This is a genomic window from Paenibacillus sp. SSG-1 (genome assembly GCF_002224835.1).
Classification (GTDB): domain Bacteria; phylum Bacillota; class Bacilli; order Paenibacillales; family Paenibacillaceae; genus Paenibacillus_AQ; species Paenibacillus_AQ favisporus.
In genome coordinates, this window is record NZ_MBRK01000001.1 from 2,788,876 (window position 1) to 2,815,438 (window position 26,563).

Genomic DNA, 26,563 nt, shown 5'->3' on the forward strand with positions numbered 1-26,563 from the left:
CTCTGCTGTGTTCTGTTTTCTCAGCTGTTCCAAAAAGCATGCTTTATAAGATAGTTCTTTAAGCCAAGGAATAGCTTTATGATCTAACAAAAAAACCTTCCCCTCTCAACAGAGATTGAAGGTTTTAGGCAACTGCAATTTTCTTATTGAACTAATGTTCCCCGTTAGTTGAATGACTCGGGTGCCCACGTGGAGATGCCATCTCCAGGAGTAGCAACTACAAGCCACTCATTTCCAGTGTATTCTGAGCCATCTCCTGCTTGCCAGCACTCATATTTTTCATGGTGCCCATTAACAAAAAGCGTCTGCCCTGACTCAAACTTAATATATAGGTGAGGGACAAGCTTGCCAAGCTTTATATTTGTCACTTTCTCTCTGCGTAATTCAAAAATCATTTTATACTCATCTTCTTCTGAAAGCTCCCTCATTTCGCCTTCAGAATCAGGAAAGTCATTGGTGTTTTTGGGGTATAGATCCCATTTCGACTCAATATTAAGCCAAAGTTGATCCGGAGAATTGTCCTCGTAGTGTTCAAAGCGTATTAAAAGCGTAGCGGGACTTAGACCGAACTTAACACCATCCAATTGACTTCCAATAAATAAATGAGTTAAAACTTTTTCTGCGTGCTCTCTAAGCTCAACTTTCAATAGAATCACCTCTACCGATAATAACTCAATCTTACTTAATATCCGCAACCCTTCCTCACTTATCCTGCCCGTTCACGTAATGAAGCTGCCTAATAGCATCGGCAGCTTCTTCCTGGTAGTTTATTCAGCTATAGTTTCCCGAAACAGTAAATACGAAGCTAAAAGATTATACTCCGTAGTAATCCTTTATTTTTAACCAAGTTTCATACCAAAATGATTTTTGTTTATCTGGTTTCAATATCTCGATTTGTTTACCGTTTCTTATCAAAAACACTTTATCATCTATCTTTTTTAGTATATCACCGAACTGAAATACGATATCTAAACAGTCTTTTCGATACTGTTTTTCTCTTGTATCAGACCATTCTGCTTTTTCAGTCGAAAATCTTTTCTTCAACTTTTGCCACAATCCTTTACTTCATTTGTGATTACTATCATTAATGCGTTTTTTACTTACATTTTAACATCAAGTCAAATATCCTGCCCGTTAGCTTAATGGAAGTAGCATTGGGATTACTTAGATATTCATCTAATCGGTAATCGGACTATGTTCTTGTCCATACCGGCAATCGGTACAAGTTCTTGTCCTCGACTCGGGACAATGTTTTTGTCCTCCGACACCTTCTTCTGCTGCTTTTCAATGGCTTGCGCATAACATTCTGTCCGCTATAAATTGCCCGTTACCCGTTAGTTGAATGCCAACTGAGCTCGTACAAAAAAGAGAGCATGGAAGGGTGAATTCCAGCTCTCTTCATTAGATCAACGATAATTGATCCGTTTATCTATTTAACGCCATGATTGGATGAACGCGCGAATTACGCTTTGAACGTATATCCGGGTTCCTTCCTCGATGTTTCCTTCCCCCGAACGATCCAGATGCTTCAATGCATTCTCCAACTGATGAACCGCTTGTTCGAGGCGGCCCTCTCCATAGTGAAACAGTGCTTGACGAATTGCATTAGAAAGCTGCTTCGACAGCGGGTATTGTATCTCACCTTGATCGATTCGAGATTCGATTAATTCCGGCAGCTGATCCGGCGTGACCGTCTCCATATAGGTTATGGATGCATCATCATAATACGCCTTCGTCATCCATAACTGGGAACAGAAAAAGACCAGCCTGACGTAAGCTGCATTCTCCGGAGCAACGGTGCTCATCTCAAGCTGCTGCCATTTTCCGTTTCCTGCGGTAATTTGAAGCGAAGTCCCGCCGACTTGCTTATGGTTGGCATCATAGTAATTCAATGAAGCGAGGGTACGTCCTTCCTGCAAGTAAACATGGAATCTCGCCGAATACGCCGTACCCGGTTTCACGGGAACGGAATCGGATGCGACCGCGACCGTTTCCGTCGTGGAAGTATCCGTTATCTTCAGGCTACTCGGCCCGCTTACGGTCTGCTCATCACTCTGCCCAAAAGACACGTTTGGCGTTATTTTAAACAAGGAGCTCCAGCCCGGGATCACGCCGGAATCAAGAGGCTGGTCAAAGCTTCTGTTCAATAGAGGGAGCTCGATCGGGATGTGAACAGCTCCGCTTCCCTTCGTCACTTCGATTTTTTTAAGTAATGTATCATCTGAATAATAGATATGCCCGTCTTCGCCAAGTGTCATCAATTGCGTTGACGAGAGCGTGACCGCAGCTTCGGGATCTTTTGGATCAACTACGGTTATCCTGCCCGCAAGCGTCGTGAACATGTAGCCGTCTTCGCTCCACCGGATGTGAACCGGACGCCATCTTCCATAATTGGATACGGACGGATAAATATTGGCGCTTTTCACGATATCCATTGTCTCCGGATCCATGGCGAAGATCGTTCCATCCGCCGCTGCCCAGAGCAATCCGTCAGGACCGATACTTAGTCCACCAATCATGTTAGGTTGAACGGATGCACCCGGGATGGCGGGAATGAATTCTTGAAGCTTCCTTCCACTGGCGATATCCCATACAAATATTTTGGCCGCTGTTTCCGTCGGATCGATTCCAAGGCCGCCAGCTATGGTAGTCGAACCGTAAAGCTTTCCGTTGTGGACGGCAAGGCCGACGATCGACTGGTTGTGTACAAAGTCTTCATAGACAGTAAATCCTTGTTCAGGACCGCGTGACGGATCATATACGGTCAGCGAGCCGCCGAGTTCTCCGTAGTCCGGAATCGTGCCAATAAACAGCTTACCTTCGCCAGACGTCATGGCGAACGGTCTGTCCTCGTGAGGAATTTTATATATCTCCTTCGGATTGACTCCATCCTGAATCGGCTGGTTCACATCCAGCTCCCGGATGTAACCTCCCGGATAAAGACCGAAGTACATTTTGTCACCGAGTGCAGCCATGCCTTCCGCCTGTCCTAAAGAGAAGGTTTCAATTTCACCGGAAATCGGGGAATATGAAGCCCCTTTCCCACCCGGATAACCGCTCATGTACAGCTTGCCGTCCGGCCCTTTCTCCAGCGTCTGAATCGGAATCGGATTACCGGAGAACGGGTAGGTAACCGACTTGACCTTCTTCGTCTCCATATTCATGTAAGCCACCGCTCCCGACCACATGACGGTAGCCAGCGATTTTCCCGGGAGCTCCGGATCGTTCGTCATCTCGACCCACGCGGTATTGCGAAGGTAGGTGGTATATTCGATTCCGGTGTCGACCGCGTCCATTGTGATGAGATCGAGCTCCATCAACCGGTTGTTCTGTACGAAATATACTTTGTTGCTGCCCGGCTCGCCAAACGATAATCGAATTCCCTTATTGTCCAAAAAGTAGGTATCACTCCAATCCCCGGCTTCCGTGTCATAGAACAGCAGAGCGTTATTCCCTCCGCTCAGGCCAGCTACGATATACTTACCTGCTGCATCAAGCTGATACACTTGCGCAGTCTCCACCGCACCACCATATGTCGGCAGCGGAATTTGTTCCTTTTCCCCCGTGTCCACGTTCACCTTTACAAGGCTTCCCTGAATACCGATACCTGCATACAGATATCCATTATGATAGGCTGTGGCCCGGGTATAACTTTGACCAGGCATTACGTTGCCGTAATCCTTCATCTCGCCGGTGGAGGGATCGTAGCGTCCAACCTTTGCATTTGGATAAGAACCAAAATATACCCGGCCCTGTTCGTCATACGTCAGTCCGTATACGACACTTTCTCCAATCCCGCCCAGGTCGCGCAGCCCCTTCGTTACAGGCGAATACGTATACAGCTTACCGTTACCGCCAATATAGACCGTACCGTCCGGCAGAGTGATATGCGTCCAGGAGCTTTCGGTTCCTTCAAGCGTGAATTTGCGCAGCACCTCCCTGCTCACCAGATCTACCACCTGGAATATGGCCGGCTTGCCAGTTACAGTCGTATACATGACATCTCGGCCATCTTCGTTTCCGAAAGCCGCGTCAAAAACAGCTACGTTCTCAATCGGGGAACCGATGGAGAACGGCTCTCCGAACGCTTTGTCCACTCGTGCATCTGCCGGAGCCGCGATCCACCATTGCGATACCATAACCAACATGAGTGAAAGAATGGATATAGCGCTTCTTTTTGCGTAAACAATCCTTTTTGACATTAATGTAATCCCCCGTTTCTTATGATTATTGAAAGCGCTTTAAATTGATTCGTCAAAGGATGGGACTATACATCTTTAAAACTGCTCATGCTCTAGTTCCTTTGCCTGGTACAGTAAAGATCATACGTAAAACTCGATCGATGCCAGGTTACTGCTCAATCCCCCCCTCTTGATCACGGCCATCACGATTGCTATCACCATGATCCTCATTTTATTGCCATTACGGTCATTCGCTCTGTGGTTGGTTAGTTTATTGTGCAATTCACCAACTCCAAGCGAGCATCAGACTTCGTAGGCTCTTTAGTATAAAAACTGCTTTACTTTTTAGTAAAGCTACATATTTCCATAGGCTGTTGATTTTCTGCTGCTGACAATTACCTAACCCTGCGCATGAATCTATAAAGAGGAAAATATTGTGTGGAAAATGCTAAATGGGTAGAAAATACATAAACGTATGAATGTACTGTCGTAGGTGATATAGTTAGATACTTCTCTAATCGGTAATCGGCTCATGTTCTTGTCCATTACGGCAATCGGTACAAGTTCTTGTCCTGGGCTCGGGACAAGAACTTGTACCGATAAGACAAAAAAGCCGCTAAATTAGCGACTTTCTATGTTCTTGTCCCTCGACATAACTCGAACAGCATTATAAAATAACCCATGCAATCCAATTTCCAGACTGCATGGGCTTTCCCGCGCAAGATCGAAGCTTGCTCAAAATATTACTTCTGCACCGCTTCTTTCAGAATTTCGACCTTCTGATCCTTGGACATATCCCATGTGGTTGAAATGCTGTATTCGAAGCCACCTTCATGCCAAAAAACGTATTTTGGATAGATATGTGCCGGTAATTCATCCTCAAAGAAACCTTTTTTCTTGCTTCCTTCTGAGTCCAACGTATATTTCGAAATGGCCAGCGTATCTTTCCCGTTCGTATATTCAAGACGGATGGTTGCCGCCTCTTTCCAGTCTATCTTTTTCGCATAGACGGGTTTACCGCTCTTCTTGCCTTCGGCCCTTACTTCATCAAGGAATTTTCCTTCGGTTGGACCTTCAATTCTTGCTTTGGAAAACTTATATCCCTCCGGCAAGTTGGCGGGCTGCTTCAGAATGGAGCCCTCGAGCGTAGCAGCACTTTTCAAGTAGTCCTCGTAAGCGGAGAATGTTTCTATCCCTCCCCAATAACTTAGGTCGAATCCACTGTTAGGGTCCTTATATTTATGATACAGAACGTACATATCGCCTGTCTCTTCACTAAGTTTCTTCACTCTATTGGTCTCATCTTCGATATACTTTTTTTCCTCTGGAGTTAGAGCCTTGGCTGCAGCTACTGCTTTATTTTGCGCCTTTTCCAGTTCTGTCTTGTATAGCTCGCGGTCTATATTTCCCTCGGGATAGATCATATCCGGCACATGATTCACAACAGCTTTTGAATCCTGTTCCGATTGCACGGGAGCCTTCGGTGTTACGCTCCCTGAATCGCTTTCCTTAGCATTAACCAATGTCACGCTGCCAAGCGCAATAATCATCCCCATAGCCAGAATGGACAGGCGGTATGATTTTTTGTGAAAATGTTTAATCATCGTAAGTCTCCTTTTCATTTGTTTATGTGTGGCGGACAAGCCGGCAAGCCCCGGTTGGCGTTGGTTTCCTGAATAATGCTCCAACACATGGATGATCGTTTGTCCGTATGCATTGTTTTGCTGCGGGCTCATCCGATTCAAGGCAAATGCATCGCAGGCCATCTCCTGATCCTGTCTTGCTTTACGTACGGCTAGCCATAATAACGGATTAAACCAATGAATGATCAGGATGATATGCATCAACCAGTTCACGGCGACGTCCCGCCGCTGAATATGCGCGAACTCATGCGCCAGAATATATTGAAGTTGATCTTTTTTCAGCGTAATGAGCAGACTGGGCGAAATAACGATCGCCGGATTGCGAAAACCGACCACGGCAGGTCCGGGAATTCGCTCGCTGGCCACAAAATGCACGTTACGCTTTACGCCTATTTGCTGTTTCGTCTCGTGAAATACGGCCGATAGAAGAGGCGTATCTATTTTTCGACCCGTGCGCAGAGCTTGTTTCAATCGAAGCTGGTCGCATACCGTTTTCGCCGAAAAAAGCAGCACGCCTGCCAGCCAGACCGACATCAGCGTATTGGCGAAGCCTATTTGCTTGAACCCATTCCACCAAAATACGCCCTCCTGCACAGGTCCCGATTCAAATACAGGTACTTCCGAAGTTCCGCTTGCTTCCGGGTTTGTAGAGCGCTCAACATGAACTGTTGCCTCGCTTATTCTCCCCGCTTCCTTCCAACCCGATGAAGCTTGAGTTTGTTGATGAATACCGGGCGCTATGGCCTCCAGGGACAAAACATTGTATAGGCTAAGCGAGGATTCCGGGGCCCAAGGGAGCAGCAGGCGAATGGCCACGGGAAGCCAAAGCCAATATTTCCATCTGGCTCCAATCTTGTTTCTCAATAGAAACTGCAGGATCAGGACAAGTACAATCAGGATGAAGGCCATGAACGATCCGCGAATCACCCAGCCGAAAAAAGACGATACATTCTCAAGCAATGTAAGACTCATCAGGGCTCTCTCTTTTCTGTTTCCCCGTCGCTGCGGTTTTCGTCAAACAAAGCCTTTAGATCCTCGATTTCTTGTGCATTTAGTTTCTTATCCTGCAGAAAGTTAGCCAGCATCGGCTTTAAAGCTCCCCCATAGAGTTTTTTCATGAAGGATTTGGTTTCGGACTGCAGATACTCCTGCTCGCTGATGATCGGAAAAAATAGTTGGGTGCGCTTTGAACCCTTTTCCAGTTTCGCACCCGCTGCTTCCTTCTGCACCAGACGAGTTAGGAGCGTCCGGGTCGTATTGGGGCTCCACCCCATTCGATCCGTCATTTGCTTTACGACCTCGCTGGAAGGGCAGTCGCGATTGGCCCATAATACACGCATAACTTCCAGTTCTGCATCCGTAATCGGTGGTATTTGATTCATGCATGAAACCTCCAAAGTCAATGTACTCAAACTACATATGTAGTTACAATACACATGCTACAATTGTAGTTTAGTAATGTCAACTTGTATGTGAGAGCGTAATATTCTCGTTTTTGTTACACACAAAAATGTTTCGCACGTCTGCGGTCATGACGATCTCCAAAAGAACCCATGTAATCGTATTTTGGAGCACCTGTTCGAGAAAACCTATAGCTGAATTAATATGTTATTTTTTCACGGCTGCTTTTAAAATTTCAATCTTCTGTTTCCTGGGCATATCCACAGATGAGGTTGAAATGCTGTATTCGAATTTGCCGCCATCATTCCAAAAGACGTATTTTGGAAAGACGTGTGCCGGCAGCGTATCGTTATAAAAGCCTTTCTTCATGTTTCCCTTTGAATCTACCGAATACTTGGAAAAGCCCAGCGTGTCTTTTCCGTTCGTATATTTAAGTCCGATCGTTGCCGCCTCTTTCCAGTCGATCTTTTTCACATAGATGGGCTTTCCGCTCTTCTTACCTTCGGCCCTTACTTCATCAACGAACTTTCCTTCGATCGGAGCTTCAATGACTGCTGTTAAGAACTTGTATCCTTTTGGCAGGTTCGCAGGCTGCTTCAAGATCGATCCCTTCAGGGTAGAGGCTTTTTTCAAGTAGTCCTCGTATGTTGTGAATTCATGTATCCCTCCCCAATAACTAATATCAAATCCGCTATTTAATTGGGGGTATTTATAATACAAGACATACATATCGCCAGACTCTTGGCTCAACTTCTTCACTCTTTGGATCTCATTTTCGATAAACTTTTTCTCCTCTGCAGATATAGTCTTAGCTGCTTCGGCCGTTTTTTTAACAGCGGCTTCTTGGACTTTCTCGGAGGATTGCGTCTTCGCCGCGAGGCTGACGGAAGAACCCATTAATAAAATGCTGCTTAGTGTCGCGATTGCTACTTTCGTTGCTGCTTTCACTTGGTAATGCTCCTCTCCTATAATTAAATTTTTTATTTTTACAAACTACAGTTGTAGTTGCAAATTAATACTACAATTGTAGTTAATTAATGTCAATACGGTTTGTGCAGAAATTTATTTAGTTTTCGTTAAATACAAAAAAAGCCGCTAGTCTAAGCGACTTATAAGGGGACCAACCGTGTTTAGTTTATTTATTGAGCTATCGTGTCCCGTTAGTTTAATTTTTGATTGGAAAACAGTGCCACTTTAACGACAATAACAAATTAATCTTGCACTTCGATTACAAATACGTAGCTTGAACTACCTTCAGAAATTCTCTTTTCCTTATCTTTTAGCCAAGTTGCAGAAAGAGAATAGTAATAAGCACCTTTTTCTTCAGGAGCATGGAAGGAGTTCTCATTTATTGTTTCTTGAGAATGTGCGCCATTATGATATTTGGAAAGGCTTATCTCAGTTGGCTGTTTTCCTTCAAATCTAAACTTAATAGTTGCATTCGCAAGTACTGTTTCTTTTTCCTTATCCCTAAGCATTTCTTCTGGACCTATATAATCGGCACAAGTGTTTCCCCAACAGTATGAGCTTTGATACACCCGAATGGATTCTCCATTAACGTTGACTTCTGGCTGAGGAGGAATATTACCCATTTGTGGTTCCGAAGAGCTTTCATTTGACCTGCAAGCACTCAATAACATTACGATAGAGAAAACAATCGGCAGAATTTTTCGAGGCATCGAATCCCTCCCTTTAATATGGCAGACGTAAAATGAATACATTATGTTCCACTTGTTTTCACAAGGAAATTATACTAACCTGCCCGTTAGCTTAATGAATTTGCATGGAAACCCAGTTAGATACTTATCTAATCGGTAATCGGACTATGTTCTTGTCCCTCGACAGGTGAAGGAAACCAATCGCGTTACCACCCTGATTGACGTTTACATAAAACGTCCTCTTAGCCATCGTCTAACAACGATGCTTCTTTGTAACGGTAGAATCCCGGGCCCGTCTACTATTATTTCGGAGGCCTGCTCAGAGGCGATTTTTTGATTCGGGATCCCACTGCCTCGCACCACCCGTCAGTTCTCTGAACGGCGTTTCCGGATCTACTTGTCCTCTTCGTCGCATTTGAAAACTTTGAATTAAGCTCAATATAAGATCATCGGAATATTCTGTAAATAATTTAATCAACAACAATGAACATATAATTGAACTATCCTGCCCGTTAGTTGAACAAAGCCAGCCGGTCAAAGTGATCGGCTGGCTTCTTGTTTTTAATGAGGTATCGTTTCCCGATAGCTTATTGAACAAAAAGCTGCCTAAATTGTTCGACAGCTCTTATATAAGTAAGTCATAAATTTACGTTAAGTTGCTTGCTGCAGAAGCCTCAAGGAGCTCCTCCATCTTAAATAAGGAGTAGAAATTAAGACCGTCACTTTCAAGATTGTTTCTTCCTTGTTGTTCCCTTTCAATTACACAAAGGACGCTCACAACATTGGCTCCAGCGTTACGCAAATCAGTCGCACTTAAGAGGATCTGTCCTCCTGTTGTAACGACATCCTCGATGATACAAACAGTTTTTCCTTCTACCTCAATGCCTTCTGCAAGCTTGCATGTTCCATATTCTTTTGCTTTTTTTCGAACGAATGCCGCTGGTATACCTGTCTTTAAAGATAGTGCAGTTGCGACTGGAATACCGCCCATTTCAATCCCTGCCATAACCTCGGTGCCTGGAGGGATTCACTTAGACAGATGCTCAGCTATTTCGTTGAGTAAGACAGGGTTAGACTCAAACAGGTATTTATCAAAATAGTCGTTTGATTCCTTTCCAGATCTTAATTTAAAGCTTCCTGTTAAGTGTGCTGTTTCGTAAACCTGCTTGGCTAACAATTCTCTTTCCACAACTTCACCAGCCTTAAAAATTTTCTTTATTTTACCACAATTTTGCATGATTGATTTAAAACTATACTGCCCGTTAGCTTAATGAGATTGCATGGATGTTAGATTGTTCTTGTCGTCAGGCAGCAAACAAGGCGGAGATTGAACAGCAAGTGAGCGAATATATTCTGTTCTATAAACACAACCGATTCCAGAAAAATTAAACGACCGTTCCCCGGTAGAATACCGTGAAACGGTCGCAACTTAATTCTTGTCTTTTTTTACTGTCTACTTGACAGGGTTATGACCAAATTAGCGACTTCAATGGGACCATGGATCTTGTCCCTCGACAGATCTTAAATTGAACAAAAATCAAAACCCCCTCCCAGTTTCATTGCGCCGTACGTAATGCGGGACTGTTCTGCCGTGTTTTGCGTACTTCATTAGACTCCTACCCCTCTCTCGAATCGATATGTACAGCGACAAACGATATGTTATGAATCGAAAAATAACTACTTGATCCTTGCTATCTCATAGATCATGGGAGCTTTGAGTACAACTCTATATTTTCATATTCGTGAATCGATTAAGTTATCCTGCCCGTTAGCTTAATTTACCTGATAATGCTGCCATGCTTAAAAATATTGTTGACTTAGGAAACAATATGCATTAATATTTTATTGTTTCCTAAGTCAACAATATTGAGGTGAACGATGTCTACTGATGAAGAATTAAGCCGTATTTTTAATCGTGTTTCGGAAAGACATAACCTGCTCAAAAAGATGGAAGAAAAAAACTACAAGTTCATGCGCGAAAACACATTCATGGAAGTTCACTGCATCGATTTCATCGAGAAAATGCAGGATACAAATGTTTCCAAATTGGCAAAGGCTTTTCAAGTCACCCGAGGTGCCATCAGTAAGGTGACCAAACGATTAATCGAGATCGGGGCGATCGAGAGTTACCAAAAACCTGGAAATAAAAAGGAGATCTATTTTAAGCTTACAGATATCGGAAGGGAAATTTATCGGGATCATGAGAAGATGCATGAGACGAGAATCGAAAAAGACAGCGAGTTTTTCAGTCCGTTAAGCGAAGCTGAGAAGGATGATATGATCCGCATGCTGCACAAAATCTACGATCAAATCGCCGATGAGCTAAAAAGAATGGGCTTGGAAAATTACATCTGATGAAAGGAGCTTGAACTTGGTGGCAGAAGGCAATCAAACAGAGCCTAAGCGGCTAATGGTCTGCAGAGTGGCTTTCTCCCTGCTATCTTTGATATTGGTCATTTGTATCGTGATACAAGTGTATCTGGCTGGGATGGCGTTGTTCGGTCATTCGGAAGCATGGGAGTGGCACCGAACGTTCATTCATATGTTTGAATACATTTCGGTATTCCTCTTTGTCCTTGGTATGATTGGGAAGCTATCCTGGAGGATGATCTGGGGGAGTCTCGGTTTATTCCTTCTTTTTAATGTTCAATACTATACGGCGCATGGATTCGGCGGCGCGCTTCATCCTGTCCTGGCACTTGCCTTGTTTTGGGGAGCACTAGCATTGGCACGAAGTTCATATCCATTTTTGAAACGTAGATAACTCAAATACTGGGGGGGTTCTTTCATGGTAAAGTCGGGATACGTAAAAACCGAGGGTGACGAGCTCTATTACGAAGTACGGGGAGAAGGTGAACCACTTCTCATGATACCGGGAGGGAACGGGGATGCCGGATTTTATACCTATGTTGCTGATATTCTCGCCGACGAATACCAGGTAATCACATATGATCGTCGCGGCAATTCACGAAGCACCCGGAACGACCCGCAAAATTTCGAGGTCAGCCAACAGGCACGAGATGCCGTTGCGGTGTTGGAAGCAGCCGGTCATCCATCGGCTTATGTTTTCGGAAATAGCGGAGGTGCCGTTTTCGCGCTGGAAATGGCGGCAAGATATCCGCAGGTGGTCAAAGCAATGGTGGTCCACGAACCGCCTTCCATCAAATTGCTGCCAGATTCCGAGAAGTGGCAAAGGTTTTTTGCGAATGTCTATCGAACCTCATTTCGATTTGGTGTTAAAGCAGCCAGCCTCAGATTTAATTTATCCCTGTCCATACCCTTCAGCGCTTTTAAGACCGTACCGAAAGATTATCAGCAACGGGTAACCGAAGCGAACAATGAACACTTTTTAATCCGGCAAGAGATGCTCCCTAGCATTAACTATATGCCCGATATCGAAAAGATTAGGCAAAACAGGGTGAAAATTGCTGTTGCCGCAGGCAAGATGACGTTGGATAAAAAGAAATATTATGGACGATCCGTTCCCATCTTAGCCGAGAAGCTCGGCTGTGAAATGGTAACCTTTCCGGGACATCACATTTCCTTTTTCGATATGCCTCAGGAATGGGCGACAACTTTGCGGAATTCCCTTTGTCGGATATAAGAGTAACCGTACAGACCAGGGTGGCCAATTAATAATTAATCTCCAAAACTATCACGCAAAAACGTCCCGGCACCGAAGGGTCTCCGGTACAGGGACGTTCAATTTAGTTAGTTGCCGCTGAGCAGTGTATTGTCGGTTACTTGCTCAGATTTGCCCTCCACACCTCGATAAGTGCCTTAACGCTCCGATAAAATCCGAAGATTTTTTTTCCGTGTACCATCGAAACCGGCATTTGCCCCGGATTAAAAGCATTTACCGTAATGAAAGGTCTGCGACAGTGTCGGCAACGCAATATTAATCATGCCTGAATCTAGCGTAGACAGAAATAGTCCGATCCCAGCTGTAAAAACGACAAGCAAGTCTCCCGTCTTGGGCGTGCTCTGTGAAATCTCTGTTTCTTTCATTCCCATCACCTCGGTACGGATTTACAAGCATCTTCTTGTTCCAAAAGTATAACCTGGGAATATTTCACGTGCCGTCGAAATGTCCAAATGCTAGAATGGGAGAATGGATGCTACGATGTATTCTCGAACTTTGTTGCGTAATCCTGCCCGTTAGCCTAGTGAATAGCTTTAAAATTCAGTTAGATATTTATCTAATCGGTAATCGGAACATGTTCTTGTCCATTACGGCAAAAGGTACAAGTTCTTGTCCTCGACTCGGGACAAGAACTTGTACCGATAAAACAAAAAAGCCGCTACATAAGCGACTTTCAATGGGACCAAGTTCTTGTCCCCCGACAGAATCCTAGATTTACGTAGTATGAATTTAGTCTTGGGTTGTCGGCCATACAGTCGAGACGAAGCCGGCTTTTTCCATTGACCCGAACATAACTTTCCGCGTAGCGAATGAGTTCACGGCCAATTCCTTCACCCTTCCGTTTGCGTGAGACGCATAACCGATGAACATACCCCGCGTCCTCGTGAAATTGCTCTCCCCATATTTCCTCGTATACCCAGTGGGCGGAGAAACACCCGACAAGTTCATTCCTTAGAACAGCGACGAACACTTCATTATCACGGACAAATGCATCGACAATCTCGCGTTCGAAGCTTTCTACACGCCATTGCCAGAAGCCATGAACCGAATGAATCCATTGCGCTGCGTCGATAAAAAGGGAGCGAATACCGTCCACATCTTCATATGTTGCCCTGCGGATAGCCAGCGATTCGGAAGGCTCTCGTCTCCAGTCATGCTCCTGCTCGCAGGAACATGCGCAGCGTTGCTTCCTCCCACTGCCCATTCGTATTCGATACGGATAATCCCGCAGAAGGCTTACGGTCGTGATCAATCTGAATGGCGCCATAGCCGGACGCGTAACGAATCGTCCCGCCATACATACCATCGTCAAGCACGCTGACAACGAAGCGAGTATTAGCGTCGGCATTCGTGCCGTAGCCCATCACATATCCCGCACCCTCGAAGCCTGCCATGCTATTCCCTCGAAACAAGGACGGGGGCTATTATGAGGACAGCGGAAGCAGCCGGTCTCCTATATGAAAGGATACGAATACTGCTCTATTCCTGGAATCGTATAAACTCTGCTATAACCTGCATCTATAAGGGCTTGTGCCGCTATAGAACTTTTATACCCCATTTGACAGTAAAGGATTAATGGAGTATCCTTTCGCACGCATACCGAGAACGGGTTATTGGAGATATCCTGTAACGGTATACAAATGCTTCCCCGGATATGCCCTGTTCGATAATCCTCATTCGTCCGCACATCTACTAGCATAGCCGTAGGGTCATTCACCATAAGCTCCCATGCTTCATCGGGGGTCAGATGTTTACTTTGAAATACTCTGCCCCCTGTGTGAGGCATACGCTGCTCCCTATCAAGCATTCTCGCAACAACTTCTTCGGCTTCCACACGATTTAAGCTGCCCGCTGTATCGAACAGGTACGGGTCACGTCCGTGCATTATACCTTTTACATACATCTGCGCGATATGCATGACGCAGGTACGGCAGGAATACAAGTCCCTAAGATATTCTGCCGCCGACCAATCATGCTCGTCTTTTTCTCCGAATTCTGTCAGCAGGGTCTCGTGAACGATTCTTGCAGCGGAACGGCGCTCAATGGGTTTGCTTATGTTGGTTAGATCATAGTCCTCGATTATTCCCTTATACAACGCGTAATCCATATAGCCTGACGACCAACTGCCGCGCGTTGGCTCTATATGGCCTTTTATGCTTCTAATGACCATGGTCACAAACTGTTCGGTAGTAACAAGATCCTCAATCATCAGCTTACTATACAGGGGTAACTCTTAGGGTAACATTGTCATAGGCGTCAATGCCTGTAACAGAAAAGGTCTCTGATATCCTCGTAGTAACCTCGCCTGTCCATAAATCTTTTAGGCAATAGCTTGTAGCATGTTTGAATTTTTCAGCATCAACCATTTTATGCCCAAGATAATCGATAATGCGGCTTACATCAACGGAGTGCATTTTCGTATCTTTCGAGTCGCTGAGATTGATAAAGGATATGGCCATATCTCCGTTCGCAAGAGGCTTAGCAAGAATATCAACCCGGTTGATATTCGCAATATAGGCCGTATCGGGATTGTCATAGTCGATCGAGCAGTAAATTCTTTTGGCCTGGACACCGAGGGGATCCTGATTCAAGGCGATGACCTCTTTGTTCGCAATAATCCTCCATAGCTCGTCGCCCTTTGCAATCCGTCTTAAATCCATTCCAAGCATAATCGGAGAATTCATCATGCACCACATCGTCATATGCGTTTTGCTCATGGTCGTCGTGATCCCGTTCATACCGATGACAAGCATATCGGGATCGTTCCACCCCTTATCAAGCCCGGCAAACTCATCCATAATGACCGCCTTGCTATATTGCGAGGTTATGCTTGCGGTATGGTTTGAACTCCATTCGGCGGAGCCCGGATTGCCATCGGAGCCGACGCTGAAGGTTATATCGTTAAGAATGCGCCAGGAGTCTCCAACCTTATATCCCCAGTTTTGCGGCTGCGTTTTCCCCCATTCGCAGATGGAGAATACAATATCATGGTTAGGGTCAACCTTGTTCAAGCCTTCCAGCAAAACTGCATAGGAATTAAGGGTATTTTCCTGCCTTCTATGGTTCATAAGACGGATGATGTTTTCTCCCTCATTTAGGGAAACCGTTATTTCTTCCGAATCTGAAAAGGCAGCCGTACTTTCGGTAAGGGGAAGCAAATCATCAAAATATCGGGTTTCATTCTCTGCGCTTCCAACCGCAAGCTGAAGCCAGCGTCCCATGCCATTCTCCTCGCCGCTTGCGTAATTGACGGTTATGGCGTAGTTTCCGCCAGCTGGCGCGTTCACGGTAAACGCCAGCTCTCCCCAGCGGTCGCCCACAGGTGTTGTCCCCACGTTTGTTCCATCGAAGGTACCGATGTTTGTTACATAGTCGCCACTGTTTTTGGATGCGCCCTGGCCTAGAAGCACACCGTCCTTCACCGCATTAAAAGTAATATTCAGTTTGTCGCCCATAACCGTTATGCTTCTGATATTCGGGGCATAGGAATATTTGGCATTTGCAGAGTCCGAGAACGTGGCGTTATCCCAAAGGTAGTAGCAATTGTCAACCTTGATAAAGTCAACCCCCCATTCTATATAAGACCTCGTGTCGACATCCTCAAAGCCGCAAGTGCCTACCGCGGAGCCTGCGCAAAGATGTGTCCCTATATCGTTGTACATACCGAATTTAAGTCCCTTGCCGTGGATGTAATCGGATAGCGCCTTAAAGCCGCTTGGAAATTTAATCGATTCGTTAGAAAGCAATCCGTTGACGCGTTCGGATTTATAGCAGCCGTCATCAAGCACGACATACTTGTATCCCAACTCCGCAAGTCCCAAATCGACGATCGTGTCCGCCATCGTCTTTGTGAGAGCCTCGTTGTTCTTGCTGCCGAAGGCATTCCAGCTGTTCCAGCCCATGGCAGGGAGGCGTCCTTGCTTTTTATTCAGAAGCACCTTGCCGTTCGAGAAAGCCGGAAACATGTAGTCGGGATCCGTGATCTTGTCCGGCGCTGTCCTTGATGTAACCTTAGCTGATACTTTCTCCATAAGAAATCCTCCTCGCAAGTTGCATTTTTATTGTTATGATAGGATAAATAGTGGAGTAGATAAATGTGTTTTTATCGAGTGATTATGGGGAAATGTGATATAGTAGTTCCGGGAGCTGAATGCAATGAAACTCTATTATGCTAAAAGTCCTTTAATCTCATCCGATATTTATCCCATGCAATATGGGGAACAGCAGTGCGATAACGGATATTCCTTCGGGCCCGCGGCGCGTAACTTCTATCTCATCCATTACATTTACAGCGGGCATGGCGAGTTGCATATTAATAAAAAAGTTTATCAAGTACACGCGGGACAGTTTTTCCTGATCTATCCGAAACAAACGGCTTATTATAAAGCGGATGACCATGATCCGTGGCTGTATCGCTGGATAGAGTTTGACGGCAGCTTCTCGGAGAAGATGATGTCCGTGACAGGATTCTCGAACGAGAACCACGTCATCAATGATGATAACGGCGTCGGAAACGCGCTGAAGAATATAATCGATTTAGGCTGGACCGACTATGAAACGATCATGAGCCATTTTTGGCCGTTTATCGCGGCGCTTACGAAGGGCAAATTATTGACGAAAGATGAGAATACGGCAGAAACCTATGTCTCTTATGCCAAAAACTATATAAGAAGCAATGTGCACAAACGGATAGCCGTTTCCGAAATTGCCCATTTTTTAAACATAGACCGCAGTCACCTGGCACGCATCTTCAAAAGCATTTGCGGCATAAGTACGCAGCAATTTATTATTTCTCTTAAAATGGAGATGGCTTCGCAATCTCTCAAAAAGAGCAGCATGACCATAAAAGAAGTTGCCAATAGTGTCGGATACGACAATCAGATGGAATTTTCAAAGCAGTTTAAAAAACACTTTAATATGACCCCCACGCAATGGAGAGAACGTGTTTTCTATCAACAGTCCATAAATAACTACGAATGAAAACGTAAATGACGCACGATTGGTGCGTCATTTTTTTGTGCACACTAGTGTCTATTTCGTGCTATTCCATGACTTGATAACCATCGTTCACAATGAAAGCGTGCTCTATAATTTAATGTGACAGTATTGGGATATAGGGGTGGATATGAAATGAGAATGAGTGTTGACTATTATCCGCAGCACTGGGAGCGGTCGATGTGGGAGCAGGATGCAAGGCTAATGCGGGATACGGGAGTCCGCCTGAGCTATCGTTTCCCGTTAGCTTAACAATTCAGAACGAATCGTTGAACGTATCGCTACCAGCGATGTGTGCTCTGACACGTCTGTCTAATAAAATAATAGATTCAAGCGTTATCCGAATTGATAAAAAATTCTGCATTCTCCTTAACCCACTCTGCGAACGTATACGGTTTGTGTCCTGTTACTTTCTCCACTGTCGACATAACGGTATAAGCAGATTTAGGCGGATTAAGGTGCCAACGAATCACATAATCTATTGCATCCTCCTGTACACCCATTTTCCTCATCTGTTCACGTTCTTCTTCTTCAGAGCTTTCGATAAATTGAATTTCACGTCCAATAACCTCACTGATTATCCGAACTTTATCTTGAACCGATAAACTCTCAGGCCCTGTTAATGTATAGATTTGACCTGCATGACCTTCCCCAGTTAGTGCAACTGCTGCGACTCTTCCAATATCGGCTTCATGAACAGGAGCAATCCGTGATCCTCCGAACAGGTCTCGAACAACCCCCTCGGAGCGTATAGAGTTCGCCCATTTCCGTGCGTTTGCCATAAATTCAAAAGCTTGAAGCTGAGTCCACTCCAAACTGCTTGACTCAACCGCCTTCTCAAAAGGGCCCTTCTCTCCGTTCCACAAAACTGTAACCCTTCGCACCCCAGCCTTCTCAGCAAGCTCAACGATTTCTGGTCCTGTTTGTAACGGGGCATATTCGGCACCTGTTGTAATTAAATGCATGCCGCTGATGCCAACCAACGCAGAAACTAGCGTACTTGGATCACTTAAATCTCCCGCGACAACCTCTACACCATGAGGAAGATTGGCTTGCTGCGGATTACGTGTCAATGCACGTACCTTTTGTCCCCTTTGAAGGAGTTGATCCACGACATGCCGCCCTACGGTTCCCGTTGCCCCAGCAACTAATATCGTCATTTATTATCCTCCTCCCGTTTTTGCACCATCTGATCGATTTTTTCAGCCAAATTGAACTTCGCTTTGGTTAAAGCATCTAATTGTTGGTCAATCTCGTGCATTTTCGACTGATACATAAGCAGCAATTCCTCACAATAGACGTCTTTCTCTTTATGCTCTTGTTGCTCAGGAAATCTACAGAAGATAATGTCCCGAATTTGGTCAGTTGTCAGTCCTAATCCTAAATAAAGTTGAATTGTGTTAATGGATTCGATTGTCTTTTCGTCATATTCTCTATAATTATTTTCTTGACGAGATGTTTTGATCAATCCTTTCTCCTCATAATAACGAATCGAACGGGCACTAACTCCAGTTATTTTTCTTACTTTTCCGATCTTCAAAACGATCACCTCATCGATTGGGAACGTTAGCTTAATTATAAAGCTTCACATTAATGTAAAGGTCAAGAAAAAAGATTTAATAAAAAAGAGCCCCTTAGGGAATGGCAATTAGTCTAGTCATAATTCGCAGGACGTTGTCCGGTTCCGTAATATTTGCTGTGATAAACTGCCCGTTAGCTTTATGAATGATTGCAGTGAAATGTAGTTTGATGCTTATCTAATCGGTAATCGGTACAAGTTCTTGTCTTGGGCTACATTAGGTTCCAAGTTTACTTTTGGGACACCCTTTCATTATGACTTCAAAAGCTCGAGTTGGTGCCCACTCAGCTTGATTTTGTACTGTCCTAGTTTTTCCCTTTCATCTGAACTTAGATTTCCAGCGCGTTGATAACCGAATGTAGAGATCCCATCTTTATCAATGGTCCTTTTCACCTGATTCTGATAACTACCCATTAGTTGAGAAAAGACAGCCGATCTAAGTAACCGGCTGCCTTCAAATTCTTTATTGAGCTATCGTTTCCCGTTACGTAAGTGGATGGTGCTATTCGTATCGGGGTGCACTGATGTATTGGGTTGTCCTTGAGCGCCCGTAAGTTACTGTCGTTGGCGTTCATTTACTCGATTTGACGGAGGATTTCGTCAACGACGTGCGCAATCGGTGCGGTGGCGTCGATTATAATCCCGTTTGTAGGAACTCCTTCTTTCGTTTGATGCAAGCGCGCACTAATCTCCCGTTCTTCTGGTCTGCCACCCCAGTCAGTTGGGTCCAGCGCCACTCGCTCATCAATCCGCCGGAGAGAGGTTTCCAGGTCGACCTCAAGGACAAACACGCCGTCGAAGAGGTTGATGAATTTGGGGTAATTCCGCGAACCACCGCAGAAAAATGTTACCGCCTCATCCTGATTGTCGACCAATGCTTTTACTTTATCAACATGCCAAATGTGGTGTTCGGGTTTAAAGCCATCCGTCGGGGTACCCGTTTCCGGATCGCCTTGATAAGCCAATTCACGGTCACCATGAATAGCATGGTAGCCGCGCCGCTCCAATTCGTTGCAGACCGTAGTTTTGCCAGCGCCGGAAACGCCTCCAATCAAATAATTCCTAATGCCCATGGCAGACCCTCCATTCAACTGTATAAGCACAATATATTAAACAATGATTTACTGTGATACGATTCACCGCACTGTCTGTAACGGCAAGTTTTGGGGCTATCCTTTGAGGGATGGCCCTTTGATCTTGTTTTTACAATCCCGTTAGTGAAGCCAACGTGAAAACAATGAGATCAATGAGATACGATTAGTCTTTTCACAGCAAAGCCCTAAATTGTCCATCTCTCTAAAGTTCACGCTTGTTCCAAACAATTTCTTCTCCATTCTCTTTCCAGGTACTATGTTGCCGCTCAAAGCCTAGTTTTTCGAGAACTCGGAAGGATGCAGCATTCCATGCACCCACAGTAGACCAGAGCCGTCTGCGCTTGGTGGCTATCGCGGCGCCCAAGACCGCGGACGCTGCTTCAGTCGCATAGCCTTTACCGTGAGCACTGCGGAACAGTTCGTATGCGATCTCAGGCTCTTCAAGTGTAGTACGACCGATAATAAGGCCACAGTATCCGATGAAATCGCCCTCGTCACGGCGGCGAATAGTGAGCAGGGAAATCCCATTTTCGAGTGCTTTCTTGCGCATATCGATGATTAGGCTTCGAGTGGCTTCGAGTGTAGGCATGTCCACTCCACGCTCACGAATAAGATGCCTCAGCCAGTCTGCATCGGATTCCTCCCACATATTCAGTTCGAGTCGTTCAGTTTTCAACTGGAATGCCATAGGTGTATAGTCATTACCCAAAGCAGAACCTCCTTTACACATTTACCTTTGCAAGCGTACCTATGCTGACATTTCGACAGCCAGTTGCCTAATCCAAACCCATGCCAGTTGACACGCTTGTAAAGTTCCTTGCATGTTTCCACCTAAAAACTTACCGGATCTTAGGTGCTTCCTCTAGGCTGGTGAGCTGAATGCTTCTCTTTTGAATACCGTATCACATCGTTTCGAAAGCGATTTCACACAAATATTATATTATTATTTTGATTCGTATTGTTTCATGTATTGTTACAAGAATTTGTAATTTATCACTACGCCGCCCGTTAGCTAAGAACCGGTTCAAGCCATTTTTCGCACATTCCTTCCTCCTGGTCGTTTATTCAACTATCGTTTCCCGTTAGCGAAATGAACTAGCTATTTATCTTATCCCCCAGGAGAAAAAGTGTTTCCTCAACTCTTCCATTGCTGGTTCGCCAATAGCCGCACATACACCGCTCGGTGGATGGACGGCAGCCGGCGCAACGGTCCACATGCGCCTAATAAGCTTTGAAAGCGACGAAAATCGAACCGATCATTACGACAATGCCGCCGACCTTGCTAATGAAATAGTAGAAGTCACTCGGTTCGGGGTTCTCGTACATGAGCCGCTGTGGAGATAGACAGAACATTAAATTCTGGAAGGCTTGGTACCGGAAGCTGCACCAACCAAAGATCAACAAGCCGAGGGGAAGAACCAGAAACCCTGGCATGCCTCGTTTGACATGATAATCGGAGTAAGCCGCGCTTACGAGCGCCGACGGCGGAAAATCTTCTTCCCCTTCCTCCTTGATCCGCTCGCCGTTGACGTACGTCTGAATAACCATGACGATATTGCCTTTGTCATCGTAGCTCAAGAGCATGCCGTTATTATCCTCGAAGCTGTAGACATGGCCGTTCGGATAGGTCACGCGAAACTTGGTCGAGTAAGGGACGCTTTTATCCGCAATCACATAGGACTGCTCGCCGATGAACAAAGTGCGGTGCAACTCGTCGTCGGTGCGTACTTGGATGGGACCGGCTGTGCTGCTATGATAGGTGACTAGACTTTCTTTCTCCCTTGAAAATTTGTATGTATCCTCATTCAAGTAGAAAACGCGGTCCGTGAAATAGGGTCTAGAAAAGAAGCCCGTCAAGACGGACACGAGGAGCACGGAGACGAAGAAAATAGAACTAGGTGTTATCATTTTTCGGAATAAAACCGCTCGGGTAGAAATATGCGCTCCTCCTTTCTGCTTCTGACCATCATGCCAGCTGCCATCTTAAATAAATGTCTCCTGATAGCGTAACATAAAGGGTTATGGCAACTGACGACTAATTGTTCTGCTACCCTTTGTATAACTTATCAATGAGGATCATCACAATATGTATTATTGTGATGATTGCGGAAAACTGAATGGATTTTACAAAACTCATATCCACAAAGTAATAACTCATAAGAAATATCGCACAAACATAAATACCCCAACTAAGAATTGGTTTCATTACTCAACTCAGCATCCTTCTAAACGAATTGTACCATTAACCTCAACTTCTGGATTCGGCATAACTGCCCGTTAGTGCAATGAAGGCAGCTGGTCAATTGACCTGCTGCCTTTCTTGTCATGATTGAGCTATCGTTTCCCGTTAGCGCAGCTGCTAATGAAAATTAATCACCATTGCTGTCTTGTCGTCCGATTTCTTAAAGCGGATATGTTGAATACACTCAGGATCGCATTCTTCAAGTTCTATTAATTCTTGAGTATATAGTTTTATACCTTTATTCAACATGCTTCGCGCAACAAAGCTCCAATACGAACTCTGTTCGGGCACGATATTTGTTGGTAAAAACATCCCATCAGTCAACAAAATGATATGTTTTAAACACGTCAGATTAATTTTTCCGTATTCGAAAAAATGAACTGCATCCTTTTCCCCATTTAAGACGCCGTAACCACCATCTGTATTAGCGCGGTATCGATTCTTTTTTATTGTATCAATAACGGTTTCATGAAGCTCTTTCTGGCTATTTAAGCCTTTATTGATTCCTTCCTGCCATTTAGCGAATGCTGGAGCTTCTAAGTGAGAAACTTGTTTCCATGTTAATGGGCGAACCTCCCCATCTTCATATACAGCCAGAATCATGCAATCCCCTGTCTGTATAAACTCCACACCATTATCCTGAATACGAACGATTGCCAATGCTGCTCCCCATAGTTCTTCCTTTTTCCTCAGATCAATATTGGCGAACACCATTTGTTCCCTAAGAAGATCATTCACCTCAATCATGTGGTCCATTAAACTTCTAGGATCAGTAACAGATTCGAAGTAGTTTTTTACCAGATTCGCGGCAATAAAACCGCCTGTTTCCTTTTTGGTGTTTAGATAGGGTACCAAGGAAGATACACCGTCCAAAGCTCCATACAAATTTACTTTTGGATTCGTAATAATGGCATCCTCATTTAGTACCCCTACGCCTTTCCTGGTGATCTCCTCATAAGTAACAAACAAGTTGTTCACTCCTTACTCAAATTGTTTTGTACTATCCGTAACCTATTTTACCAATTTTTCTATTACCAAGTATTGTAACGATCCTGCCCGTTAGCTTAATGAATTCGTGTAGTGAAATGTAGTAGGATACTTATCTAATCGGTAATCGGACTATGTTCTTGTCCCTCGACAATAAACTCTGTCCTGTTGTTAAAACTAAAAAATCCGCTGTTACGCGGCTATTAAGCTTGTAAGTTCTTGTCGTCTAATGAACAGAAACCATAGTTCTGAAAAAGTAAAAATGGTCTTAAAAATTGAAATGACGGGTGCCGATCATGCACTTCTTATGATCGGCACCCGTCACCAGGTTACATAACTTGTGGTTATTCCAGAAGCCCAGCCTCCCTGGCTTTTTGTACCGCTTCCTCGCGGTTGCGGACCCCCAGCTTCAAATAAGCCGATGACGCATAGTTTCGAACCGTACCATCGGATAAATACAAATTGGAAGCAATGCTTTTATATCGCAGCCCTTTGGACACGAACTGTAAAATTTCAAGCTCCCGCGACGTTAAATCATAGGCCGAGGACGCTTTGATTGACGAAGGATCATCCCCGCTATTGTCCGCTTCCAGTTGGGCAAATAATTTGTGCGACATGCCCTGTTCGATCAGCGTGCCCCCGCGGTGGACGGTGCGAATCGTTTCAGCCAGCTCTAACGGCTGCATGGACTTCAACAGGTATCCATCCACCCCGCTTCGCATTGCTTCCAGAGCCTGTTTGGTATCCTCAAACGTAGTGAGAATCAGAATCCGGATGTGGGGCCACGCTTCTTTTATCGTACGGGATGCGGAGATTCCATCCACATTCGGCATTTCAACATCCATAAGCACCAGTTGCGGCCTAAGCTGCCTGCACAGCTCGATCGCTTGCTCGCCATCCTCTGCCGTCCCGACAACCTGAAAATCCTGCTGCTCCTCCAGCAAAGTCCGCAAGCTTTCACGGATAACGGGATGGTCATCGACGACCAACAGGCGGATGACTTCATCCTTAAGCTCCGTTTGTCTGGGTAGCGTGCATGTAACGAGAGTGCCTTTTCCATGCTCCGTATAGACGGCCACATGGCCTTGCAAAATCATCGCCCGCTCCTTCATGGCACTGAGGCCAAAGCCCTCCCTTCCATGCTCCATCCCGCGGCCGTTATCTTGAATTTCCAGTCTCGTCTGTCGGGGCTCGAATTGCACAGAAACCTTAATCTCTGTCGAGTGTCCATGGCGCACGGCATTCGTCAACGACTCTTGCAGGCAGCGGTAGAATGCTGTCTTCGCTTGTTTCATTACAGGGTATTCCTCCCCGTAGGCTCGAAAAGTAACCAGCACCTTGGCATGTTCCTGAAATTCCTCCGCCAGCTTCCTCAGAGATTGAAGCAGCGGGAGCCCCTCATGCGGCGATTCGATTTGATGCACATAACCTCTGACTTCCTCCATATTTTGGCGGGCCAGGTTCAATAGGGAATCGAGACTTTCGGTTCCTTTATCCGTTGCCATCTGAGGACGCAACGTTTCCAACCCCATAATGAGCGAAGTGTAGGCATGACCGACGGTATCATGAAGCTCTTTGGACAGACGGCTCCGTTCTTCGGCAAGCGTAATACGCTCGATTTGGGACAGGTACTGCTCCAACACCGCATTTTGCTCGCGAATCGTTTCGCCTTGACGATGATTGAGCACGAGTAAATGGAAGGAGAATCCGAAGATATACGCCATCCCGATATGAACGGCCATGACCCAGTATTCACTTTGCTCTGCAAGCTGCTTGATTATGGCGGGCAGGAGCAAGATGGATACTGGCGCTGACCAGAGATAGGTTCTATGAGAGCTGTGGGCAGCAATGAAAAAAGCATACAGCAGGAACGCTATGTAGGCTTGCGGAAAAAATGAAGCCAGATACAAACACAACCCGCCCGAGATTACGATTTCGGTAAACAAGTAGTATTTATAATTGAGCTGCAAGCAAAGCCATGGAACGGAAAAAGCAATCAGCTGCCATAGGACAACGACCACAATCGGCAGCGTGAAATATTGTTGCAGTCCTATGGTCGTAAACGCGAGAGAAATGCTGGATAACAGGCGGACTATGAACATGAGCCAGTCGTACCAGTACCATTGCTTGACCATATCGAACAAAACCATCATCCCCTAAAGACTTTCAGTATGACATTACGTAACTAGTATAAAGTAAACTGCTATCGAGTGAACAATCCCCCGACGACCTACGAGGCGAAACCGGGCATTCGTCTACCGGTTCACATGCTTGATCATCAGACGCGTGTAGCCGCCTATCCAGCGAGCTAACCCGTCCGCAAACCTGCAGCTCACCATCATCAGTACAACCCCTGTGGCCGATACCATCACGGCTTTGGCAACCGTGTCTACCTTTGCATCCATAAAGGAAAGGCTGATAAACGGATAGAGGAACGGAGCCACAATCAATACAAGCGGCGCCACGTAGAGCAAAGTCGCACTGATCAGACTTATAATCCCTACCGGAAACTTCAACATCAGCCAGCCAATAGCGTTCCAGTTGCGCCGGTTCATCAGCTCCTTTTTCGCTTGAAGCCAGTTGGACACATTCGGGTTGGCGGCTTTAACACATGGCTCGGTGGTGATATCCATATAGATCTTGGTTTGTACTCGTTCGAATTGCAGGAAGGCAGTCGTTGTTCGCAGAACGTTAGCCAGGAGAGGAACGCCCGCGACAGTAAACGAAAGACTCAAACCCAGAATAATGGCAACCAGATAAAAGCAGAAGTAAAACAATCCGGTGACGAAAGTAAACAGCAGGAAATAGCCGGTTTGAACAAAACAGGCGACAGTTCTTGCCATCAAAGAGCTCACATCCTTTGCAAGTAGTAAACGTATCCTACTGCTCTTGATGTCAAATCTGCCAGTGTCATAATGTCATATGACAAAAAATGAATGGAGCGTGAGTTACGGTCATGCCCAACTACACAATAGAATTGTTCAAACTCAGGATGATCCCTGTGTGCCAGTGATACATGTACAAACCGCAACTCACTATGTCTTTTCTTATACATGCTATTACGCTACTCTTACTAAGCCATACGCTCCAGATACAGCTACATTAACAAAAGTCCCCCTCCATCTATTAGGTGTAGAAAT

24 protein-coding genes, 1 pseudogene and 1 other annotated feature are annotated in these 26,563 nt (G+C 45.2%); of the genes and pseudogenes, 5 read left to right on the forward strand and 20 right to left on the reverse strand.

The window, feature by feature from the left end; translation table 11 throughout:
• Window positions 1-164: 164 nt before the first annotated feature.
• From BCV73_RS12860 to pyrE, 8 genes and pseudogenes are all read right to left on the reverse strand, one after another.
• Window positions 165-647 (reverse strand): hypothetical protein, encoded by a 483-nt coding sequence (locus BCV73_RS12860; RefSeq protein ID WP_089550233.1) that lies wholly within the window; start codon window positions 645-647, stop codon window positions 165-167.
• A 166-nt stretch (window positions 648-813) separates the two neighbouring features.
• Window positions 814-1,044 carry a hypothetical protein gene (locus BCV73_RS12865; RefSeq protein ID WP_143811856.1) on the reverse strand — a complete coding sequence of 77 codons (231 nt, stop codon included), beginning with the start codon at window positions 1,042-1,044 and terminating at the stop codon, window positions 814-816.
• A gap of 389 nt (window positions 1,045-1,433) precedes the next feature.
• The gene (locus BCV73_RS12870) at window positions 1,434-4,148 is read right to left on the reverse strand and encodes an FIMAH domain-containing protein (protein ID WP_256992838.1); all 2,715 of its coding nucleotides are present in this window, start codon (window positions 4,146-4,148) and stop codon (window positions 1,434-1,436) included.
• 776 nt (window positions 4,149-4,924) lie between these two features.
• Window positions 4,925-6,784 (reverse strand): M56 family metallopeptidase, encoded by a 1,860-nt coding sequence (locus tag BCV73_RS12875; RefSeq protein ID WP_256992839.1) that lies wholly within the window; start codon window positions 6,782-6,784, stop codon window positions 4,925-4,927.
• Between the two features lie 11 nt (window positions 6,785-6,795).
• A complete protein-coding gene (locus tag BCV73_RS12880; protein ID WP_089547399.1) occupies window positions 6,796-7,206 on the reverse strand; it encodes a BlaI/MecI/CopY family transcriptional regulator in 411 nt (136 codons plus the stop codon).
• A 226-nt stretch (window positions 7,207-7,432) separates the two neighbouring features.
• Window positions 7,433-8,173 (reverse strand): hypothetical protein, encoded by a 741-nt coding sequence (locus BCV73_RS12885; RefSeq protein WP_089547400.1) that lies wholly within the window; start codon window positions 8,171-8,173, stop codon window positions 7,433-7,435.
• A gap of 263 nt (window positions 8,174-8,436) precedes the next feature.
• The gene (locus tag BCV73_RS12890) at window positions 8,437-8,904 is read right to left on the reverse strand and encodes a hypothetical protein (protein ID WP_089547401.1); all 468 of its coding nucleotides are present in this window, start codon (window positions 8,902-8,904) and stop codon (window positions 8,437-8,439) included.
• Between the two features lie 166 nt (window positions 8,905-9,070).
• Window positions 9,071-9,302, reverse strand: a binding site (T-box leader).
• A 227-nt stretch (window positions 9,303-9,529) separates the two neighbouring features.
• Window positions 9,530-10,072 (reverse strand): annotated as a pseudogene (gene pyrE / locus BCV73_RS12895) (orotate phosphoribosyltransferase).
• A gap of 689 nt (window positions 10,073-10,761) precedes the next feature.
• On the opposite strand from pyrE, the gene BCV73_RS12900 reads away from it, so the two are divergent.
• Genes BCV73_RS12900 through BCV73_RS12910 form a run of 3 tightly spaced genes read left to right on the forward strand, consistent with a single transcriptional unit; the run spans window position 10,762 to window position 12,487 of the window.
• Window positions 10,762-11,238: a MarR family transcriptional regulator gene (locus BCV73_RS12900; protein WP_089547402.1), complete on the forward strand. Its 477-nt coding sequence runs from the start codon at window positions 10,762-10,764 to the stop codon at window positions 11,236-11,238.
• Window positions 11,239-11,257: 19 nt separating this feature from the next.
• Window positions 11,258-11,647, forward strand: a complete 390-nt coding sequence (locus BCV73_RS12905; RefSeq protein WP_143811857.1) for a DUF6220 domain-containing protein — start codon at window positions 11,258-11,260, stop codon at window positions 11,645-11,647.
• A 24-nt stretch (window positions 11,648-11,671) separates the two neighbouring features.
• Window positions 11,672-12,487 carry an alpha/beta hydrolase gene (locus BCV73_RS12910; protein ID WP_089547404.1) on the forward strand — a complete coding sequence of 272 codons (816 nt, stop codon included), beginning with the start codon at window positions 11,672-11,674 and terminating at the stop codon, window positions 12,485-12,487.
• Between the two features lie 712 nt (window positions 12,488-13,199).
• Here the strand turns inward: BCV73_RS12910 and BCV73_RS36205 are convergent.
• Genes BCV73_RS36205 through BCV73_RS12925 form a run of 4 tightly spaced genes read right to left on the reverse strand, consistent with a single transcriptional unit; the run spans window position 13,200 to window position 16,557 of the window.
• Entirely contained in the window at window positions 13,200-13,793 is a 594-nt protein-coding gene (locus tag BCV73_RS36205) for a GNAT family N-acetyltransferase (protein WP_481855791.1), read from the reverse strand.
• Window positions 13,678-13,938: a carbohydrate-binding protein gene (locus tag BCV73_RS35040; RefSeq protein WP_218828133.1), complete on the reverse strand. Its 261-nt coding sequence runs from the start codon at window positions 13,936-13,938 to the stop codon at window positions 13,678-13,680. The genes BCV73_RS36205 and BCV73_RS35040 overlap by 116 nt, the downstream gene beginning before the upstream one ends.
• 41 nt (window positions 13,939-13,979) lie before the next feature.
• Window positions 13,980-14,735: a rhodanese-like domain-containing protein gene (locus tag BCV73_RS12920; RefSeq protein ID WP_089547406.1), complete on the reverse strand. Its 756-nt coding sequence runs from the start codon at window positions 14,733-14,735 to the stop codon at window positions 13,980-13,982.
• A 7-nt stretch (window positions 14,736-14,742) separates the two neighbouring features.
• The gene (locus BCV73_RS12925) at window positions 14,743-16,557 is read right to left on the reverse strand and encodes an alpha-galactosidase (protein ID WP_089547407.1); all 1,815 of its coding nucleotides are present in this window, start codon (window positions 16,555-16,557) and stop codon (window positions 14,743-14,745) included.
• A 124-nt stretch (window positions 16,558-16,681) separates the two neighbouring features.
• On the opposite strand from BCV73_RS12925, the gene BCV73_RS12930 reads away from it, so the two are divergent.
• Both BCV73_RS12930 and BCV73_RS34785 read left to right on the forward strand, forming a co-directional pair.
• A complete protein-coding gene (locus BCV73_RS12930; RefSeq protein WP_089547408.1) occupies window positions 16,682-17,506 on the forward strand; it encodes an AraC family transcriptional regulator in 825 nt (274 codons plus the stop codon).
• Window positions 17,507-17,656: 150 nt separating this feature from the next.
• Complete coding sequence (locus BCV73_RS34785) at window positions 17,657-17,773, forward strand: beta-galactosidase (protein ID WP_143811859.1); 117 nt, start codon at window positions 17,657-17,659, stop codon at window positions 17,771-17,773.
• Between the two features lie 77 nt (window positions 17,774-17,850).
• On the opposite strand, the gene BCV73_RS12935 is transcribed toward BCV73_RS34785, so the two are convergent.
• The 8 genes from BCV73_RS12935 to BCV73_RS12970 all read right to left on the reverse strand — a co-directional run bounded on the left by BCV73_RS12935 (window position 17,851) and on the right by BCV73_RS12970 (window position 26,266).
• A complete protein-coding gene (locus BCV73_RS12935) occupies window positions 17,851-18,681 on the reverse strand; it encodes an SDR family oxidoreductase (protein ID WP_089547409.1) in 831 nt (276 codons plus the stop codon).
• Window positions 18,678-19,061: a MerR family transcriptional regulator gene (locus tag BCV73_RS12940; RefSeq protein ID WP_076165262.1), complete on the reverse strand. Its 384-nt coding sequence runs from the start codon at window positions 19,059-19,061 to the stop codon at window positions 18,678-18,680. Before BCV73_RS12940 ends, BCV73_RS12935 begins: the two co-directional genes overlap by 4 nt.
• Window positions 19,062-19,675: 614 nt before the next feature.
• On the reverse strand, window positions 19,676-20,173 hold the full coding sequence (locus tag BCV73_RS12945; protein WP_089547410.1) for an AAA family ATPase: 498 nt from the start codon (window positions 20,171-20,173) through the stop codon (window positions 19,676-19,678).
• A 223-nt stretch (window positions 20,174-20,396) separates the two neighbouring features.
• Window positions 20,397-20,882, reverse strand: coding sequence for a GNAT family N-acetyltransferase (locus tag BCV73_RS12950; RefSeq protein WP_089550234.1), 486 nt, complete (start codon window positions 20,880-20,882; stop codon window positions 20,397-20,399).
• A 533-nt stretch (window positions 20,883-21,415) separates the two neighbouring features.
• Window positions 21,416-22,102, reverse strand: a complete 687-nt coding sequence (locus tag BCV73_RS12955; RefSeq protein WP_143811860.1) for a DUF6199 family natural product biosynthesis protein — start codon at window positions 22,100-22,102, stop codon at window positions 21,416-21,418.
• A 451-nt stretch (window positions 22,103-22,553) separates the two neighbouring features.
• A complete protein-coding gene (locus BCV73_RS12960; RefSeq protein WP_089547412.1) occupies window positions 22,554-23,414 on the reverse strand; it encodes a protein phosphatase 2C domain-containing protein in 861 nt (286 codons plus the stop codon).
• Window positions 23,415-23,767: 353 nt separating this feature from the next.
• On the reverse strand, window positions 23,768-25,558 hold the full coding sequence (locus tag BCV73_RS12965) for a helix-turn-helix transcriptional regulator (protein WP_256992840.1): 1,791 nt from the start codon (window positions 25,556-25,558) through the stop codon (window positions 23,768-23,770).
• A 120-nt stretch (window positions 25,559-25,678) separates the two neighbouring features.
• Complete coding sequence (locus BCV73_RS12970; RefSeq protein ID WP_089547414.1) at window positions 25,679-26,266, reverse strand: sensor domain-containing protein; 588 nt, start codon at window positions 26,264-26,266, stop codon at window positions 25,679-25,681.
• Window positions 26,267-26,563: the final 297 nt, after the last annotated feature.